This is a genomic window from Pseudidiomarina tainanensis (genome assembly GCF_900115255.1).
GTDB classification, from domain to species: Bacteria; Pseudomonadota; Gammaproteobacteria; order Enterobacterales; family Alteromonadaceae; genus Pseudidiomarina; species Pseudidiomarina tainanensis.
The window spans coordinates 218,968-234,854 of record NZ_FOYU01000003.1; the positions used below are offsets into that span (position 1 = coordinate 218,968).

A 15,887-nucleotide genomic window follows, 5' to 3' on the forward strand; every position below is an offset into this window, starting at 1 on the left:
ATAATTTACGCCAATTTGGTTTAAAAATCAGCACGAGATATCGCATGGCTAGCTACGATGTAAAAACATTTCAGGGGCTCATTTTAGCCCTTCAAGATTACTGGGCCCAGCAAGGTTGCGCTGTGGTACAACCGCTGGATATGGAAGTTGGCGCCGGCACGTTCCATCCGATGACGTTCTTACGCTCAGTGGGTCCAGAACCGGCTAGCTTCGCCTATGTGCAACCATGTCGCCGTCCAACTGACGGCCGCTATGGCGAAAACCCAAACCGTTTACAACATTATTATCAGTTTCAAGTGTTATTGAAGCCATCGCCTTCTAATATTCAAGAACTTTACTTGGGTTCTCTTGAAATGCTTGGGTTCGACCCACTGGTTCACGACATTCGTTTTGTCGAAGACAACTGGGAGTCACCAACGCTGGGTGCTTGGGGGCTTGGCTGGGAAGTTTGGTTAAACGGTATGGAAGTAACCCAATTCACGTACTTCCAGCAAGTTGGTGGTTTAGAATGCAAGCCAGTAGCTGGCGAGATCACCTATGGCCTTGAGCGTTTAGCAATGTATATTCAAGGCGTAGACAGCATTTATGACCTCGTTTGGACCGACGGCCCTCGCGGAAAAATTCTCTATGGTGATGTGTTCCATCAAAATGAAGTGGAGCAGTCGACCTATAACTTCGAGCATGCCGATGTAGATGTGCTGTTTGCACGATTCGACTCATGCGAGAAGGAATGTGAGCACTTACTATCGGTAAATCTTCCGTTGCCTGCCTATGAACAAGTGATGCGTGCCTCACATGCATTTAACCTATTGGATGCGCGGCATGCGATTTCTGTAACCGAGCGCCAACGCTATATCTTACGTGTTCGCACCATGGCAAAAGGCTGCGCTGAAGCGTACTATGCCGCTCGCGAAGCGCTAGGTTTTCCCCTTGTTCAAGATAAATCAGTTGTAAAAGAAGGAGCTTAATTGTGCGCTACGAGACGTTGTTAGTTGAAATTGGCACCGAAGAGCTTCCTCCAAAAGCATTGAAAGGCTTGAGCGACTCATTTACGGAAAACCTCAGCAATCTATTAAAAGAAAATGATTTTACATTTGCGAAAGTGAAATCCTACGCCTCACCTCGTCGCTTAGCCGTTCAAGTGTTTGAATTGGCATCGCAACAGGCCGATAAAGTCGTGGAAAAGCGTGGTCCAGCGGTTAACGTAGCATTTGATGATGCCGGCAACCCGACAAAAGCAGCCGAAGGCTGGGCACGCGGCAACGGTATTACAGTTGCGGAAGCAGAGCGTTTGGTGACGGATAAAGGTGAATGGCTGCTCTACAAAGCCGAGGTACAAGGACAGCCATTGGCAGAGGTACTGCCTGAGTTGGTGGCAACCGCGCTGAAGAAGCTTCCCATTCCAAAACCAATGCGTTGGGGTAGCGGTAGTGCACAGTTTATTCGCCCAGTGAAGACCATCACCATGCTATATGGCGCCGAGTTAGTGCCAGGAACTATTTTGGATGTTAGCTCAAACACCCATATTCAGGGGCATCGCTTCCATGCGCCGCAAGGCACAACACTAAAGCGCGCAGACGATTATGAAGCCGCTCTGGAATCGGTTTGGGTGATTGGTGACTTTGCCAAGCGCCGCGAGATTATTGTGACCGGCATCAACAAATTAGCCAACGAGCTTGGTGGTCATGTTGTTGAAGATACCGACCTGATTGATGAAGTAACCGCTTTGGTTGAGTGGCCAGTCGCATTATCAGCATCGTTTGATAAAGCCTTCTTGTCAGTGCCAAAAGAACCGCTGATCGTTACCATGAAAGACGACCAACGTTATTTCCCGCTGGAAGACGAACAAGGCCAACTGTTACCTGCGTTTATTTTCATTACCAACATTGAGTCAAAAGATCCGGCGCAAATCATTTCGGGTAACGAAAAAGTTGTACGCCCTCGCCTGGCCGATGCTCAGTTCTTCTTTGAAGCGGACAAGAAAGTTAAATTAGCTGACCGTGTTGATGGTTTAGCTAATATTTTATTCCAGAAGCAACTAGGCTCAATTAAAGATAAGTCAGACCGTATTGCTGCTGTCGCTGGCGCCATTGCAAACGATTTAGGTGCAAACGGTACCGTTGCAGAACGCGCTGGTTACTTATGTAAAGCGGATCTTGCGGCGCAGATGGTCTTGGAATTCCCGGAAACACAGGGGGTTATGGGGATGCATTACGCTCGTCATGACGGCGAAGCGGAAGGCGTTCCACAAGCAATTTATGAGCATTATTTGCCACGCTTCGCCGGTGACGATTTGCCACAGTCACCTGAAGGTGCAGCGGTCGCTATTGCTGACAAACTTGATACGTTAGTGGGTATTTTTGGTATCGGACAAACACCCAAAGGCGACCGTGACCCATTTGCTCTGCGCCGCGCAGCCATTGGTTTGTTGCGTATTATTGTTGAAGGCAATTATCCTTTGGATTTGGAAGCGTTGGTAGCGAAGTCCCGTCAAAGCTTCGGCAGTTTGTTGACCGCTGACAATGTTCAAGAAGATGTGGTGGATTTTCTGCTTGGTCGCTTCCGTACTTGGTATCAAGAACAAGGTATCGCAGTTGATGTGATTCAAGCGGTACTTGCGCGCCGTCCAACCAAACCGGTTGATTTCGATTTGCGTGTTAAGGCTGTCACTGAGTTCCGTAATCTAGCCGCTGCAGATGCGCTTGCCGCCGCCAATAAGCGCGTAAGTAACATCTTAGCGAAAGCTGAAGGCGAGCTTCCAAACGTCGTTAACGCATCGTTGTTGACTGAGGATGCAGAATGCGCCCTTGCCAGTGCGATTAGTAGCGCTCAAAAGGCCTCAGATTCGGCTTTGCAGGCCGGTAACTATACTGAAGCACTATCTTCATTGGCATCGTTACAAGAGCCGGTAGACGCGTTTTTTGATAACGTTATGGTTAATGCTGATGACCACGCGGTGCGTCAGAACCGACTTGCGTTATTACAAAATCTGCGTGAGTTGTTCTTACAAATTGCGGACATTTCGGTTTTAAATTAAACTAAGCAACATAAGATTCAGGTTACTTGATAACTGGCCTTGTTTCTTTGTTTCCAAAATAAGAAAGGGGAGCCAATTGGCTCCCCTTTTTTGTCACTGTTATTCAACTACACGTCAAGGTTCGCAACCTTCAGCGCATTCGTTTCAATAAACGCTCGGCGTGGTTCAACATCATCACCCATTAAAGTAGTGAATAGTTGGTCTGCCGCAATTGCATCTTCGATCGTTACGCGAAGCATACGACGAGTTTCAGGATCCATTGTAGTTTCCCACAATTGCTCTGGATTCATCTCACCCAAACCTTTGTAACGTTGAATATAGATGCCACGCTTGGATTCGCTGATTAGCCATTCAACGGCTTCAACAAAGTCGCTAACCGGCTTTTCTTTCTCGCCACGACGAACGAAGCCACCAGCTTCAACTAAGCCGTTAATCTTCTCACCAATTGAGACAAGTTGATCGTAGTCGCGAGACATTAAGAACTCATAGCTCAATGGGTATGACGTATCAATACCATGACGACGTACGATAACCACTGGTAAATAGAGATTACGTTCTTCATCATGGCTTACTGACAACGTATACGTTGCAGAGTTAACTTCTCGGGTTGTGAGGTCGTTTTGTAACGCCCCAGCCCAATCAGTCATAGCCTGTTGATTTTTAAGCATTTCTTCTGTTAGACGCGGAGCGTAAAGTAGACGTTGCAAGAAAGTTTCTGGCATACGACGTGACAGCCGCTGTTTAATAGAGTTTTGTGCCAACTGGTAGTCGTTCACCAACGTTTCGAGATGCGCACCGCTGATACCCGGAGCATCGCTCGTTACGTGCAATGACGCACCATCAAGTGCAAGACTCGTCAGGTACTGGATAAGACCTGGGTCATCTTTAATATAGGTTTCTTGCTTGCCCTTTTTCACTTTATAAAGTGGTGGCTGCGCAATATACATATAACCGCGTTCAATCAGTTCTGGCATTTGACGGTAGAAGAACGTCAACAGCAACGTACGAATGTGCGAGCCGTCGACGTCAGCATCGGTCATGATGATAATACGGTGATAACGTGTTTTATCTGGGTCATACTCGTCACGCCCAATGCCACAACCTAAAGCCGTAATAAGCGTTGCTACTTCTTGTGAAGACAACATCTTGTCGAAGCGTGCTTTCTCGACGTTTAGGATTTTACCTTTCAAAGGCAGAATCGCTTGGTTTTTGCGGTTACGGCCCTGCTTCGCAGAACCACCCGCAGAGTCACCCTCCACAATGTATAGTTCGGAAAGTGCGGGGTCTTTTTCCTGGCAGTCAGCAAGCTTACCTGGTAAGCCAGCTAAATCTAATGCACCTTTGCGACGTGTCATTTCACGTGCTTTCCGAGCCGCTTCGCGAGCTCGTGCTGCGTCAATAATTTTACCGACAATAATTTTGGCGTCGCTAGGTTGCTCCAACAAGAAGTCAGATAGCTTCTCATTCATCGCTTGTTCAACAGCAGATTTCACCTCAGATGAAACTAATTTATCTTTTGTTTGCGATGAAAACTTTGGATCAGGCACTTTGACAGAAACAACAGCAGTCAAACCTTCGCGCGCATCATCACCGGTCGCGTTGGTTTTGTATTTCTTATTGAGGCCTTCTTTTTCCATATAGGTATTCAGTGTACGCGTTAGCGCCGCACGGAAACCGGCTAAGTGAGTACCACCATCTCGCTGTGGAATATTATTGGTAAAACAGTAGATGCCTTCTTGGAATGAGTCATTCCACTGCATCGAAACTTCAACAGAAATACCGTCTTCTCGTTCACTGGTAAAGTGAAAAACGTTCTGATGAATTGGTGTTTTGTTTTTATTCAAATAAGAAACAAAGGCTGAGATACCACCTTCATATTTAAAGTGGTCTTGACGCTCATTGCGTTCGTCTTTGAGAATGATTGATACACCTGAATTCAAGAACGACAATTCGCGCAAACGCTTGGCGAGAATATCGTAATGGAATTCGATGTCGCTAAAAATTGTTGGACTTGGCCAGAAACGAATCTCTGTTCCGGTCTTATCGGTATCACCGATTTGCTCAAGCGGTGCAACTGGATCACCAAGCTTGTAAGTTTGCTGGTATAAGTGGCCTTGACGTTGAATAGTCAGCAATAACTTATCTGACAACGCGTTAACAACGGACACACCTACCCCGTGCAAACCGCCCGATACTTTATATGAGTTGTCGTCGAATTTACCACCGGCATGCAGAACGGTCATGATGACCTGAGCAGCCGAAACACCTTCTTCCGGATGGATATCAACAGGAATACCACGACCGTCATCTCGAACTGATACTGAGCCGTCGGAATGAATCGTCACGAGAATATCTTTGCAGTGTCCTGCCAACGCTTCATCGATCGAGTTATCGACAACCTCGAAAACCATGTGATGTAAACCAGTGCCGTCATCGGTATCACCGATGTACATGCCTGGGCGTTTGCGAACTGCATCAAGCCCCTTCAGGACTTTAATACTGGACGAATCGTAATTGTTTTCTGCCATAATTAGCTTCTCTATTGTTCCTTGACGGTTCCATGTTCCACGTGGAACATTCTCGTATCTTCGGTTTTGAGGAGCGCACTTACATCGCTACCATCAATCGCCGATACAAAAACCTGTGACTTGGATGCGACAAGCGCACCACAAAACTTCTCCTGACTAACCGAATCCAATTCGGCCGTAATGTCGTCTACCAAGTAGATACATTGTACGCCAGTTTTCTGTTGAAGATACTCACCTTGCACCAATTTAAGCGCGGCGACAAGCAGCTTCAATTGCCCTCGTGAAAGTAAATTTTTTACGTCTTCACCGTTGGCTAAAATTCTTAGTTCCGCCTTGTGCGGTCCGACTGTTGAATGTCCATATCGGATATCTTGCTCGCGGTGTTTAACGAGCGCGTCGCCTAGACGACTGCCCTTTTCCCAACCGGAGCGAAGATGAAACTCAAACTCATAATTCGGTAAGAACTCTGCTAGCCGCTTTTTTAGTACTGGCACAAATGCGTTAACGTAAGTCTCTCGATGCGCCTGAATGCGCTCCCCGAAACTCGCAAACTGTTCATCCCAATAGCGGTGCTCTTGCTCAAACCGTTTCATTTTCAATAGACTGTTTCGCTGTTTTAATAACTTAGCAAAACCAACCCAGTCGTTATAAAAGGAATGTTCCACGTGGAACACTCCCCAATCGATATATTGCCGCCTAACTTTAGGGCCGCCTAAAACAAGCTCTATACTCTCTGGCGTCATCAACTGAACTGGAACCATTCGCGCCAATGAGGAAAAGCGTTTCTCTTTGGCTTGGTCGATTCGAAGTTGAACATCACCAGCATGATTTCGTTGATAACCAACCTGGTGCTTCTCGCCGTTCTGCTCCGTTAACTTGGCGAATACGACAAACTGTTCTTGTTCGTGTCGGATCAGTTGACGATACGTTCCAGGCCGAAAAGAGCGCCCAAATCCAAGACAATAAATCGACTCAATTAAACTTGTTTTACCGCTGCCGTTTGCGCCAGAAATAATATTAACCGTCTTACTTGGCGCCACTGTCGCCGCAGCAAAGTTCCTAAAATTAGTAAGCGACAGTGATTCCAGGTACATAAACGACCACAACGCGCCTACTACAGGCGCATTGGCATAACCACATAAAGCGATGAATCATCATCGTTATCTTCAACTAAACCACTCGCATCTGAACCTGATAGAGTCAATTTTACTTTGCCGCCTTGAATGGTATTCAAAACGTCAATCAAGTAACTCACGTTGAAACCAATTTCTAGTGGTTCGCCTTGGTATTCAACTTCAATCACTTCTTCAGCCGTTTCTTGTTCCGGGTTATTGGCGGTAAGGCACATTTCGCCTTGGCTCAAATTGATGCGAACACCACGGTATTTCTCATTCGATAAAATCGAAGCGCGTGAACACGCCTGCTTCAACACATCACGTTCAGCAACGACGATTTTATCGCCCCCACTCGGCAAAACGCGGCGATAATCAGGGAACCGTCCATCGACAAGCTTACTCGTGAAACCAATACCGTTGGTTTCAATGCGAATGTGGTTATTACCAATGAGCACTTTCACTTCGTTCTCAACATCATCGAGCAGTCGTAACAGCTCCATCACACCCTTACGCGGAACGATAACTTGGCGAGCTGCAAGATTCGGCTGCCCAATTTCGCAACTGCTCATAGCTAACCGATGGCCATCCGTTGCTACGGTACGCAATATATTCGCGTCGGTCTCGAACAACATACCATTCAAATAATAACGAACATCCTGGTTCGCCATTGAGAAATGAGTGCGTTCCATCAAGTCCTTAAGCACCGCTTGGCTTGTCACCAACTGAATATCACTGTCCCAATCATCGATATTCGGGAAGTCTTGCGCAGGTAAGGTCGCTAGCGTGAACTTACTGCGCCCCGAACGAATCATTGCCTTATCGGCCGATGCGCTAAACTCAACCGTCGCACCATCCGGTAAACTACGAATGATATCGACAAGCTTTTTCGCAGGAACCGTAACTTCACCGGCTTCGCCATTCTCGATCGCACATGATGATACCAATTCAACTTCCAAATCGGTGCCGGTTAGCTTCACTTGTTCAGTGGAAGCCTGTATCAACACATTGGAAAGAATCGGAATGGTATGTCGGCGCTCGACTGCACCGCTGACAACCTGAAGTGGCTTTAAAAAAGCATCACGACTGATGGAAAATTTCATACCCACATTCCCCTGTTGTTTGTTCCTTGCCGCTTTTATACGTCCCTACTGTACCTTTTGTAACGTCTGTACGTCGACAGTTACGCTGAAAGCGTGCGAATTAAATTACGATAATCTTCTTTTAAATCGTTCTGTTCGTCTTTTAACTTAGCAATCGTACGGCAGGCATGCAGCACCGTTGTATGGTCACGTCCACCAAAAGCATCGCCAATTTCCGGCAAACTATGGTTCGTCAGTTCCTTCGCTAAAGCCATCGCCATCTGGCGCGGCCGTGCGACTGAACGTGAACGACGCTTAGACAGCATATCTGACATTTTAATGTTGTAATACTCAGCTACGGTCTTTTGAATATTATCAACCGTAACGAGTTTTTCCTGTGCAGCAATTAAATCACGCAACGCTTCACGAACAAAATCGATAGTAATCTGGCGGCCGGTCAGGTTAACGTTCGCCACTAAACGGTTTAGCGCGCCTTCAAGCTCACGCACATTTGAGCGTAAACGCTTAGCGATAAAAAACGCGACCTCGTGCGGTAACGTAATGCCGCGTTCTTGCGCCTTACGAATCAAAATCGCAACACGGGTCTCTAACTCTGGCGGCTCAATCGCAATGGTTAAACCCCAACCAAATCGCGACCGTAGGCGATCTTCTAAGCCTTCGATTTCTTTCGGATACAGGTCGCTGGTTAGAATGATTTGCTGGTTGCCTTCAAGTAAAGCATTGAAAGTATGGAAGAATTCTTCTTGCGTGCCCTTCTTATTTGAGAAAAAGTGGATGTCATCAATCAGCAACGCATCAACTGAGCGATAATACCGCTTCATTTCATCGATGGTGCTGTTTTTCAACGCATTCACCATATCCTGAACAAAACGTTCAGCACGAATATAGAAAACCTTTGCATCTTTTTTGTGAGCGCGAATGGCATTACCGACAGCATGCAACAAATGCGTTTTACCAAGCCCAGTACCACCATATACAAAGAGCGGGTTATAAGCGCTCCCCGGGTTTTCCGCGACTTGATGTGCTGCGGCGAGCGCAAGTTGATTCGATTTACCCTCTACGAAATTATCGAAGGTATACTCTTCATCTATATTGCACTCAAATGCGGGTGCCGGAGCATCTGTTGCATTCCAAGGGGTAGCACGTGGTTGGCGTTGCGCTGGAGCTGCCGCTGGCACGGCTGCGGCTGGGCGGTTATCGGCTGAACTCGTCGCCACACCATTACCCTGCGCTTTCTTTTCAACGCCGCCAACGCGAAACGATACACGTGGACTCCTCTCACCGCGCTCAGTCGTTAACTCGGTCAAATAATCATTTATTTGATTCAGGTATTTGTCTTTGATCCAATCGACAACATAAGAATTTGGCGCATACAACGTCAGAACGTTGTCTTCGAGCTCAGATTGCAGAGGACGGATCCAGGTATTGAAATTCTGCGCGGTTAATTCGCTTTGCAGTCTATCTGCGCATAATTGCCAAAGCGATTTATTCACACCTGTCTCCTGTTTTTGTCAGTTATAATTATTGCGCTTGATTGCTTCGTTAAGATCAGTAGCGATCCTTTATTTTTAGCATCAGCTGGATTGATTTGATTGTACTAAAAGCACCTTTAGATCGCTAGCCTTTGCGGCAAATTTACTGTGTTCTCAACTCCTGCTTATCCACAATTGAAATCATTCTCATCTCGCATTTGTGGATAGCTTTTTGCGTTGACTTTGATCCTTTTAACCGTTAGAATTCGCGCTCTAAATTTTTAGGTAACTCGAATACGGAAGTAACGTCATGAAAAGAACATTTCAACCAAGCGTATTGAAGCGCAAGCGCACTCACGGTTTCCGTGCTCGTATGGCAACGAAAAACGGTCGTCAAGTGTTGGCTCGCCGTCGTGCCAAAGGCCGTAAAGTTCTGTCTGCATAATATTGAAGCAGAATTACGCTTACGGGCGGGAGTTAAGACTGTTAACTCCCGCGCACTTTCAAAAAGTCTTCGATAACCCCCCGGTGAAAGCTGTCACGGCTGAACTCACCATGCTTGCTACCCCTAATAATCTCGGTTTTCCTCGAATTGGTGTCACGCTCTCAAAAAAGCGAGCCAAACGCGCTGTTGATCGAAATCGAATAAAACGCAAGATTCGCGAGAGTTTTCGTCTAAAACAGCATAAAATACCGGCATTCGATATTATCGTGATTGGAAAAAACGGTGTTGTTGATCTTTCTCAGGAAGAGTTACAGCAGCGTTTGGATTACTTATGGCGAACCTTAAGCAAGCGTTGCGCGCAATACCTATCGGTTTCATCCGACTCTACCAGCTAATTATTAGTCCGCTGATAGGGCCGCGTTGTCGATTTACGCCAACCTGTTCACAATACGCCATCGAAGCAATCCAAAAGCATGGTATCATTCGAGGCTTCTGGCTTGCCAGTAAGCGTATTCTCAAATGTCACCCAGGACATCCAGGTGGCTTCGACCCGGTTCCAGGTACTGAACCTTGTGAAGCGGAAACAACGAATCAAAGTAAAACAGAGACGAAGGACTTATGAATTCGCCACGTTCTATCTTGTTTATTGCTCTCTTGGTAGTAAGCTTTTTCCTCTACCAAAATTGGCTTATTGATACTGCACCGGGTACACAAAAATCGGCGCAAACCCAACAAACTCAAACAACCGATTCAGGTGTGCCTGAAGCGCGTATGGAACCATCAGCAGCTGAAAGCGCTGTACCAGAGTCAAGTGACAGTGGTTTGCCTGCAACCAGTACCGCATCGAATAACCCACGTGTGACAGTGAAAACTGATGTGCTTGATGTGGTTATCGACACTCACGGCGGTGACGTTGTTAACGCACAACTTCTTGAGTTTGCACGCACACAAAACTCAGAAGAGCGCTTTGAATTGCTTCATGCAAATCCAAACCAGCTTTATATTGCTCAGTCAGGTCTCGTTGGCGCTGACGGTACCGACTCAGCACAAGGTCGCCCAGTGTTCCACGTAGAACAAACTGAGTTCCAACTAACCGGTGACAAACTCGAAGTACCTCTTTACTACACCCTAGAAGATGGTAGCGAAGTGATTAAAACCTTTGTGTTTAGCAAGGGCTCTTACGCTGTCGACGTGGTCTATACCATTCGCAATGCGACGACCACCCATAAGCAGCTCCAATTCTATGCTCAACTTAAGCAAATCATGACTGAAGGTTCAGGCAACATGATGATGCCAACCTATAAAGGTGGTGCTTATTCTTGGGATGAAGACCGTTACGAAAAATATGCGTTTGATGACATGCGCGATCAACGTTTAAGCCGCGAAACTCAAAAAGGTTGGGTTGCAATGCTTGAGCATTACTTCGTATCTGCATGGATTCCACGCGGCGAAGGTACCAAGCAATTATTCTCGCGCATTGTCGGCGGCGACCAAGCGATTATGGGCGTACTTTACCCAACCGCGACTGTTGCACCAGGTGCTGAAGCACAGATTCGCTCAACATTGTTTGTTGGTCCAAAAGACCAAGACGCCATGGCTCTGGTTGCAGAAGATTTGAACCTGACCGTCGATTACGGTTTCCTGTGGTGGTTAGCACAACCAATCTTCAAATTACTGCAATTGGTACAGAGCATCCTCATCAACTGGGGTCTGTCAATCATCGCAATCACCATCATCATCAAGGCCTTGTTGTACCCGCTAACCAAAGCACAGTACGTATCAATGGCTAAAATGCGGATGATTCAGCCGAAGATGCAAGCACTTCGTGAACGCTATGGCGACGACCGTCAGAAAATGTCACAAGCCATGATGAAGATGTATAAAGAAGAAAAAGTAAACCCACTCGGTGGTTGTTTGCCGATGCTTCTCCAATTGCCAATCTTCCTAGCGCTTTACTGGGTACTGCTGGAAAGTGTTGAATTGCGCCATGCACCGTTATTCCTGTGGATTAACGACTTATCAGCAAAAGACCCATACTTTATCTTGCCTATTCTGATGGGTGCATCGATGTTCATTATGCAGAAGTTGCAACCGACCCCTGCAACCGATCCGATGCAGCAGAAGCTACTGCAATATATGCCAGTAATCTTTACGGTATTCTTCCTATGGTTCCCTGCTGGTCTCGTACTTTATTGGTTGAGCAGCAACTTAATTACCATTGGTCAGATGCAGTGGATTTATAGCGGCCTTGAAAAGAAAGGCATGATGGAACGTCGTAAAAAGAAATAAGTGATGGACTTTGAGCTAACGAACGACACTATCGTTGCACAAGCCACGCCTCCTGGGCGTGGCGGTGTCGGCATCGTACGCGTTAGTGGCCCGGCAGCGCGAACCGTTGCTGAACGCATGTTGGGGCATTGCCCAGTTCCACGTAAGGCGGAGTACTTACCGTTTAAAGACCTTGATGGCGCAGTGCTTGACGAAGGCATTGCGCTTTTTTTTCAAGGACCAAACTCGTTTACCGGTGAGGACGTGCTTGAGTTACAAGGCCACGGCGGCCCCATACTCATCGACATGATCATCAAGGCAATTCTGGATTTCCCTGAAGTACGGCCCGCTCGCCCCGGCGAATTCAGTGAGCGCGCATTTTTAAACGATAAACTCGATTTGACTCAGGCTGAAGCGATTGCTGATCTCATCAATACTACCTCAGAACAAGCCGCTAAAGCAGCCCTACAAAGCCTACAGGGCGGTTTCTCACACGAGATAGACCAACTTGTCGACCAAGTGATTCATTTGCGCATGTACGTTGAAGCCGCGATTGACTTCCCCGATGAAGAAATTGACTTCCTGAGTGACGGCAAAGTTGCAGCTGATCTTGAGGCGATTATCGATCGGCTACAACAAGTGATGGTGCAAGCAAAGCAAGGCACGTTATTACGCGAAGGCATGAAAGTGGTGATCGCCGGTCGACCTAATGCCGGAAAATCGTCGTTATTAAACGCCCTCGCCGGCCGTGAATCAGCCATTGTCACGGCGATTGCTGGTACCACGCGTGATGTTCTGCGCGAGCATATTCAAATTGATGGAATGCCGTTACACATCATCGATACCGCCGGTTTAAGGGAAAGCCCCGATGAAGTCGAGCGTATTGGCATTCAACGCGCATGGGATGAAATTCGTGGTGCTGACCGTGTACTATTTATGGTTGATGCGACTGAAACCGACGCGGTTCATCCTGCCGATATTTGGCCTGAGTTTTTCGCGCAGTTGCCGGATGACCTGCCATTTACTGTTATTCGTAACAAGGTCGATTTGAATGAAGAACCGATAATCATCGAAGACATTGGTGGCATTCCCGTACTTCATCTCAGCGCAAAAACCGGACGCGGAATTGATTTGCTACGTGAACACTTAAAACACTGCGTCGGTTATACCGCCACCAGCGAAGGCAGCTTTATGGCGCGTCGCCGTCACCTTGATGCCCTCGAGCATGCCCGTGAGCACCTCATCACAGGACAAGAGCAACTGGAAATGAATTTGGCCGGTGAGCTACTCGCAGAAGAGCTACGCATTACTCAACAGCACTTGAATGAAATCACCGGTGAGTTCACCTCTGACGATTTGCTTGGCAAAATTTTCAGTAGTTTTTGTATCGGTAAATAGCATAAACCAACCCTCTGCACCTATAAAATCATAAGCGAGAACAACGATGGGTTTAATTATTAAACTAGTTTTAGGGATTGTCGTCGGTACTTTGATTGGGCTTTATACGCCTGACTGGATGACCCAACTTCTACTGACCTTCAAAGAGCTATTCGGCCAATTATTATTCTTTACCATTCCATTATTGATTTTGTTTTTTATCACCAGCGGTATTGCCGGTTTACCACAAAACTCTGGAAAACTGCTGGGACGCACCCTAGGTATCGCCTACTTATCAACAATTGTGGCGGGTACTGTCGCTTATTTCGTGGCAAGTATTGTCGTACCTATGCTAACTACTGCAGCAAAAACCGCACAAGCATCTGATACAGCTGTTTTAGAGCCATTTATCACCTTAGACATGCCACCGGTATTTGGCATCATGACAGCGCTGGTTTTGGCCTTTATTTTCGGTTTAGGTATCACCGCCACGCGCGCCGAACAACTGAAACAACTTTCTGATCAAGGCCGCGATATTATTGAGTTACTACTCGGTAAAGTCATTATTCCTTTATTACCATTTTATATTGCTGGTGTATTCGCCGAAATGGCCGCAGCTGGCACCGTATTCGGTACACTTAAAACATTCGGTATCGTACTATTACTAGCCGTGGCATTGCATTGGGTGTACATCATCAGCATGTTTACAGTCGCCGGGTTAAAAGCCGGAATCAGCCCTATCACGCTCATCAAAAACATGTTGCCAGCATACTTTACCGCGTTAGGCACCATGTCGAGCGCTGCAACTATTCCGGTAACGTTACGTAGCGCGAAAGCCAATAATGTTGATGAAGACGTGGCTAACTTCGCTATTCCGTTATGTGCAACCACTCATTTAGCCGGCTCTACAATCACCATCGTCAGCTGCACCATTGCAGTGATGTATCTACATAGCGCATTAGCGATTCCATCATTCCTAACCATTCTGCCTTTCATTTTAATGTTGGGCGTGGTGATGCTGGCGGCACCAGGTGTGCCTGGTGGTGCGGTGATGTCTGCGGTGGGTTTATTGGGCTCAATGCTTGGCTTTGGTGAAACTGCAATTGCCTTAATGATCGCGCTTTACATGGCGCAAGATAGCTTTGGTACCGCCTGTAACGTGACGGGCGATGGCGCCATCGCATTGCTCGTGAACCAAGCGTCGAAACAGAGCTAAGCGTCCATTCGATATCAGACATGATCAAAAAAGCCGCTGATTTCTTTCATGGGAAATCAGCGGCTTTTTCTATTTAATAGCTAAATTAACCTACTAAGCTTCGTTCGGCACGATACGTAATTCAACGCGACGGTTCAGCTGGCGTCCATCAGCAGTGCTGTTGTCCGCAACTGGCATGGTTTCGCCATAACCGACAGTCGTCACGCGACGCTGATCGACACCATTACCCACCAAGTGATTGCGCACCGCCAATGCCCGGTTCTCTGACAAGCGTTGGTTGTAGTTGGCATCACCTGTGCTATCGGTATGACCTTCCACCAACATGGTCGTTTTCTCATAACGATTAAGCACTTTGGCAACATCAACAAGCACCGGATCGAAGCTCGATGCAATCGTCGTGCTATCCACCGCAAATGTGACGTTACTTGGTAACTGCAAACGAATGTTATCGCCGTCGCGAATCACCTGAACACCGCTACCGGCGAGCTCGTCGCGAAACTCTTGCTCTTGCTTATCCATGTACGCGCCAATTGCGCCACCAGCAATAGCACCAGCCACCGCACCCCAAACATAGCGGCTCTTATCGTGATCACCGGTACCTTTACCAATCACCGCGCCAGCAATGGCGCCAATAGTGGCACCTTTTTGGGTATTACTCATATTCGCGCAACCCGTCACAACAAGTGACGATACTGCAACGGCTACAGCTAATTTTTTCATCATGCTGAGATTCCTTTTTTTCCAAATGCAAGTTACATACAATTTAGCACAGTAAAGAAATTCTGCCGTGGCGTTTGCTTGAAATTAACGCTTCGTTATTTGGCGTTACGCACAAATAAGGCCACCACCGCTGAGGTAATCACCCCCATTGCGACAGCACCAATAACCGCTTGAACCATATAGCTTTGTAACGAAAAATAGTCCACAGCTTGAGCTTCGGTCATATTGCCGCTACTTACGGCATACTCAACCATATTGGTGAAAAAGTGAGGGGACACGAAGGTATGCGCAAGCCATTGGGTAAGCGGTGACAAAATGGCAACGACAACAGTCACCCCTACGCCACACATAAAGCCCTGCTTCCAAGTCATGCGACCATTCAGTTCGTGTATTTTTTTCTGACGAAGCGCAAACACGTAAATCGCAATAGCTACTATGGCGAACAAATTGGTCCACATCATATGTTGCGCTATATACGTACTATGCAATCCCACTAAACGCTCTAATAACAACCAGAGCAGCATCGCCACGCTAAAAATAAAGCCCCAACGAATTTCTAATTTATAATTGTTCATCAAGCACCTACTTGTACTTTGAGTACGTTATTTG

The 15,887-nt window shown here is 46.9% G+C and carries 14 protein-coding genes; 8 read left to right on the forward strand and 6 right to left on the reverse strand.

Features of this window, described 5'->3' with window-relative positions; genetic code table 11:
- Nucleotides 1–44: 44 nt before the first annotated feature.
- Together glyQ and glyS are read left to right on the forward strand one after the other, a co-directional pair.
- The gene (glyQ, locus tag BM292_RS09635) at nucleotides 45–968 is read left to right on the forward strand and encodes a glycine--tRNA ligase subunit alpha (RefSeq protein ID WP_092858002.1); all 924 of its coding nucleotides are present in this window, start codon (nucleotides 45–47) and stop codon (nucleotides 966–968) included.
- 2 nt (nucleotides 969–970) lie between these two features.
- Nucleotides 971–3,037 carry a glycine--tRNA ligase subunit beta gene (gene glyS, locus BM292_RS09640; protein ID WP_092858004.1) on the forward strand — a complete coding sequence of 689 codons (2,067 nt, stop codon included), beginning with the start codon at nucleotides 971–973 and terminating at the stop codon, nucleotides 3,035–3,037.
- 107 nt (nucleotides 3,038–3,144) lie between these two features.
- Here the strand turns inward: glyS and gyrB are convergent, their stop codons facing one another.
- The 4 genes from gyrB to dnaA form a co-directional block, all read right to left on the reverse strand.
- Nucleotides 3,145–5,565, reverse strand: coding sequence for a DNA topoisomerase (ATP-hydrolyzing) subunit B (gene gyrB / locus BM292_RS09645; protein WP_092858006.1), 2,421 nt, complete (start codon nucleotides 5,563–5,565; stop codon nucleotides 3,145–3,147).
- Between the two features lie 11 nt (nucleotides 5,566–5,576).
- Nucleotides 5,577–6,659: a DNA replication/repair protein RecF gene (gene recF / locus BM292_RS09650; RefSeq protein ID WP_092858008.1), complete on the reverse strand. Its 1,083-nt coding sequence runs from the start codon at nucleotides 6,657–6,659 to the stop codon at nucleotides 5,577–5,579.
- Between the two features lie 20 nt (nucleotides 6,660–6,679).
- Nucleotides 6,680–7,780, reverse strand: a complete 1,101-nt coding sequence (dnaN, locus tag BM292_RS09655; protein WP_092858010.1) for a DNA polymerase III subunit beta — start codon at nucleotides 7,778–7,780, stop codon at nucleotides 6,680–6,682.
- 80 nt (nucleotides 7,781–7,860) lie between these two features.
- Entirely contained in the window at nucleotides 7,861–9,273 is a 1,413-nt protein-coding gene (dnaA, locus tag BM292_RS09660; RefSeq protein ID WP_092858012.1) for a chromosomal replication initiator protein DnaA, read from the reverse strand.
- Between the two features lie 289 nt (nucleotides 9,274–9,562).
- Between dnaA and rpmH the strand changes: the two genes are divergently transcribed.
- From rpmH to BM292_RS09690, 6 genes are read left to right on the forward strand one after another with little or no spacing between them, the layout of a single operon-like run.
- Nucleotides 9,563–9,697 (forward strand): 50S ribosomal protein L34, encoded by a 135-nt coding sequence (gene rpmH, locus BM292_RS09665; protein ID WP_055439485.1) that lies wholly within the window; start codon nucleotides 9,563–9,565, stop codon nucleotides 9,695–9,697.
- Nucleotides 9,698–9,699: 2 nt separating this feature from the next.
- Nucleotides 9,700–10,092 (forward strand): ribonuclease P protein component, encoded by a 393-nt coding sequence (gene rnpA / locus BM292_RS09670; protein WP_092858014.1) that lies wholly within the window; start codon nucleotides 9,700–9,702, stop codon nucleotides 10,090–10,092.
- A complete protein-coding gene (yidD, locus tag BM292_RS09675) occupies nucleotides 10,029–10,319 on the forward strand; it encodes a membrane protein insertion efficiency factor YidD (RefSeq protein ID WP_092858016.1) in 291 nt (96 codons plus the stop codon). Before rnpA ends, yidD begins: the two co-directional genes overlap by 64 nt.
- A complete protein-coding gene (gene yidC / locus BM292_RS09680) occupies nucleotides 10,316–11,986 on the forward strand; it encodes a membrane protein insertase YidC (RefSeq protein ID WP_092858018.1) in 1,671 nt (556 codons plus the stop codon). The genes yidD and yidC overlap by 4 nt, the downstream gene beginning before the upstream one ends.
- Before the next feature lie 3 nt (nucleotides 11,987–11,989).
- The gene (gene mnmE / locus BM292_RS09685) at nucleotides 11,990–13,363 is read left to right on the forward strand and encodes a tRNA uridine-5-carboxymethylaminomethyl(34) synthesis GTPase MnmE (protein WP_092858020.1); all 1,374 of its coding nucleotides are present in this window, start codon (nucleotides 11,990–11,992) and stop codon (nucleotides 13,361–13,363) included.
- 46 nt (nucleotides 13,364–13,409) lie between these two features.
- Nucleotides 13,410–14,558, forward strand: coding sequence for a dicarboxylate/amino acid:cation symporter (locus BM292_RS09690; RefSeq protein ID WP_092858022.1), 1,149 nt, complete (start codon nucleotides 13,410–13,412; stop codon nucleotides 14,556–14,558).
- Between the two features lie 93 nt (nucleotides 14,559–14,651).
- On the opposite strand, the gene BM292_RS09695 is transcribed toward BM292_RS09690, so the two are convergent.
- The gene (locus tag BM292_RS09695; protein ID WP_177203831.1) at nucleotides 14,652–15,281 is read right to left on the reverse strand and encodes a YiaD family glycine zipper/OmpA-like lipoprotein; all 630 of its coding nucleotides are present in this window, start codon (nucleotides 15,279–15,281) and stop codon (nucleotides 14,652–14,654) included.
- Between the two features lie 92 nt (nucleotides 15,282–15,373).
- The gene (locus tag BM292_RS09700) at nucleotides 15,374–15,853 is read right to left on the reverse strand and encodes a DUF4199 domain-containing protein (RefSeq protein ID WP_092858024.1); all 480 of its coding nucleotides are present in this window, start codon (nucleotides 15,851–15,853) and stop codon (nucleotides 15,374–15,376) included.
- Nucleotides 15,854–15,887: the final 34 nt, after the last annotated feature.

Coding starts and splice junctions, on each gene's coding strand:
- mnmE (WP_092858020.1), top strand. CDS start 11,990: ATGGACTTTGAGCTAACGAACGACACTATCGTTGCACAAGCCACGCCT.
- gyrB (WP_092858006.1), bottom strand. CDS start 5,565: ATGGCAGAAAACAATTACGATTCGTCCAGTATTAAAGTCCTGAAGGGG.
- recF (WP_092858008.1), bottom strand. CDS start 6,659: ATGTACCTGGAATCACTGTCGCTTACTAATTTTAGGAACTTTGCTGCG.
- BM292_RS09690 (WP_092858022.1), top strand. CDS start 13,410: ATGGGTTTAATTATTAAACTAGTTTTAGGGATTGTCGTCGGTACTTTG.
- yidC (WP_092858018.1), top strand. CDS start 10,316: ATGAATTCGCCACGTTCTATCTTGTTTATTGCTCTCTTGGTAGTAAGC.
- yidD (WP_092858016.1), top strand. CDS start 10,029: ATGGCGAACCTTAAGCAAGCGTTGCGCGCAATACCTATCGGTTTCATC.
- rpmH (WP_055439485.1), top strand. CDS start 9,563: ATGAAAAGAACATTTCAACCAAGCGTATTGAAGCGCAAGCGCACTCAC.
- BM292_RS09700 (WP_092858024.1), bottom strand. CDS start 15,853: ATGAACAATTATAAATTAGAAATTCGTTGGGGCTTTATTTTTAGCGTG.
- glyQ (WP_092858002.1), top strand. CDS start 45: ATGGCTAGCTACGATGTAAAAACATTTCAGGGGCTCATTTTAGCCCTT.
- BM292_RS09695 (WP_177203831.1), bottom strand. CDS start 15,281: ATGATGAAAAAATTAGCTGTAGCCGTTGCAGTATCGTCACTTGTTGTG.
- dnaN (WP_092858010.1), bottom strand. CDS start 7,780: ATGAAATTTTCCATCAGTCGTGATGCTTTTTTAAAGCCACTTCAGGTT.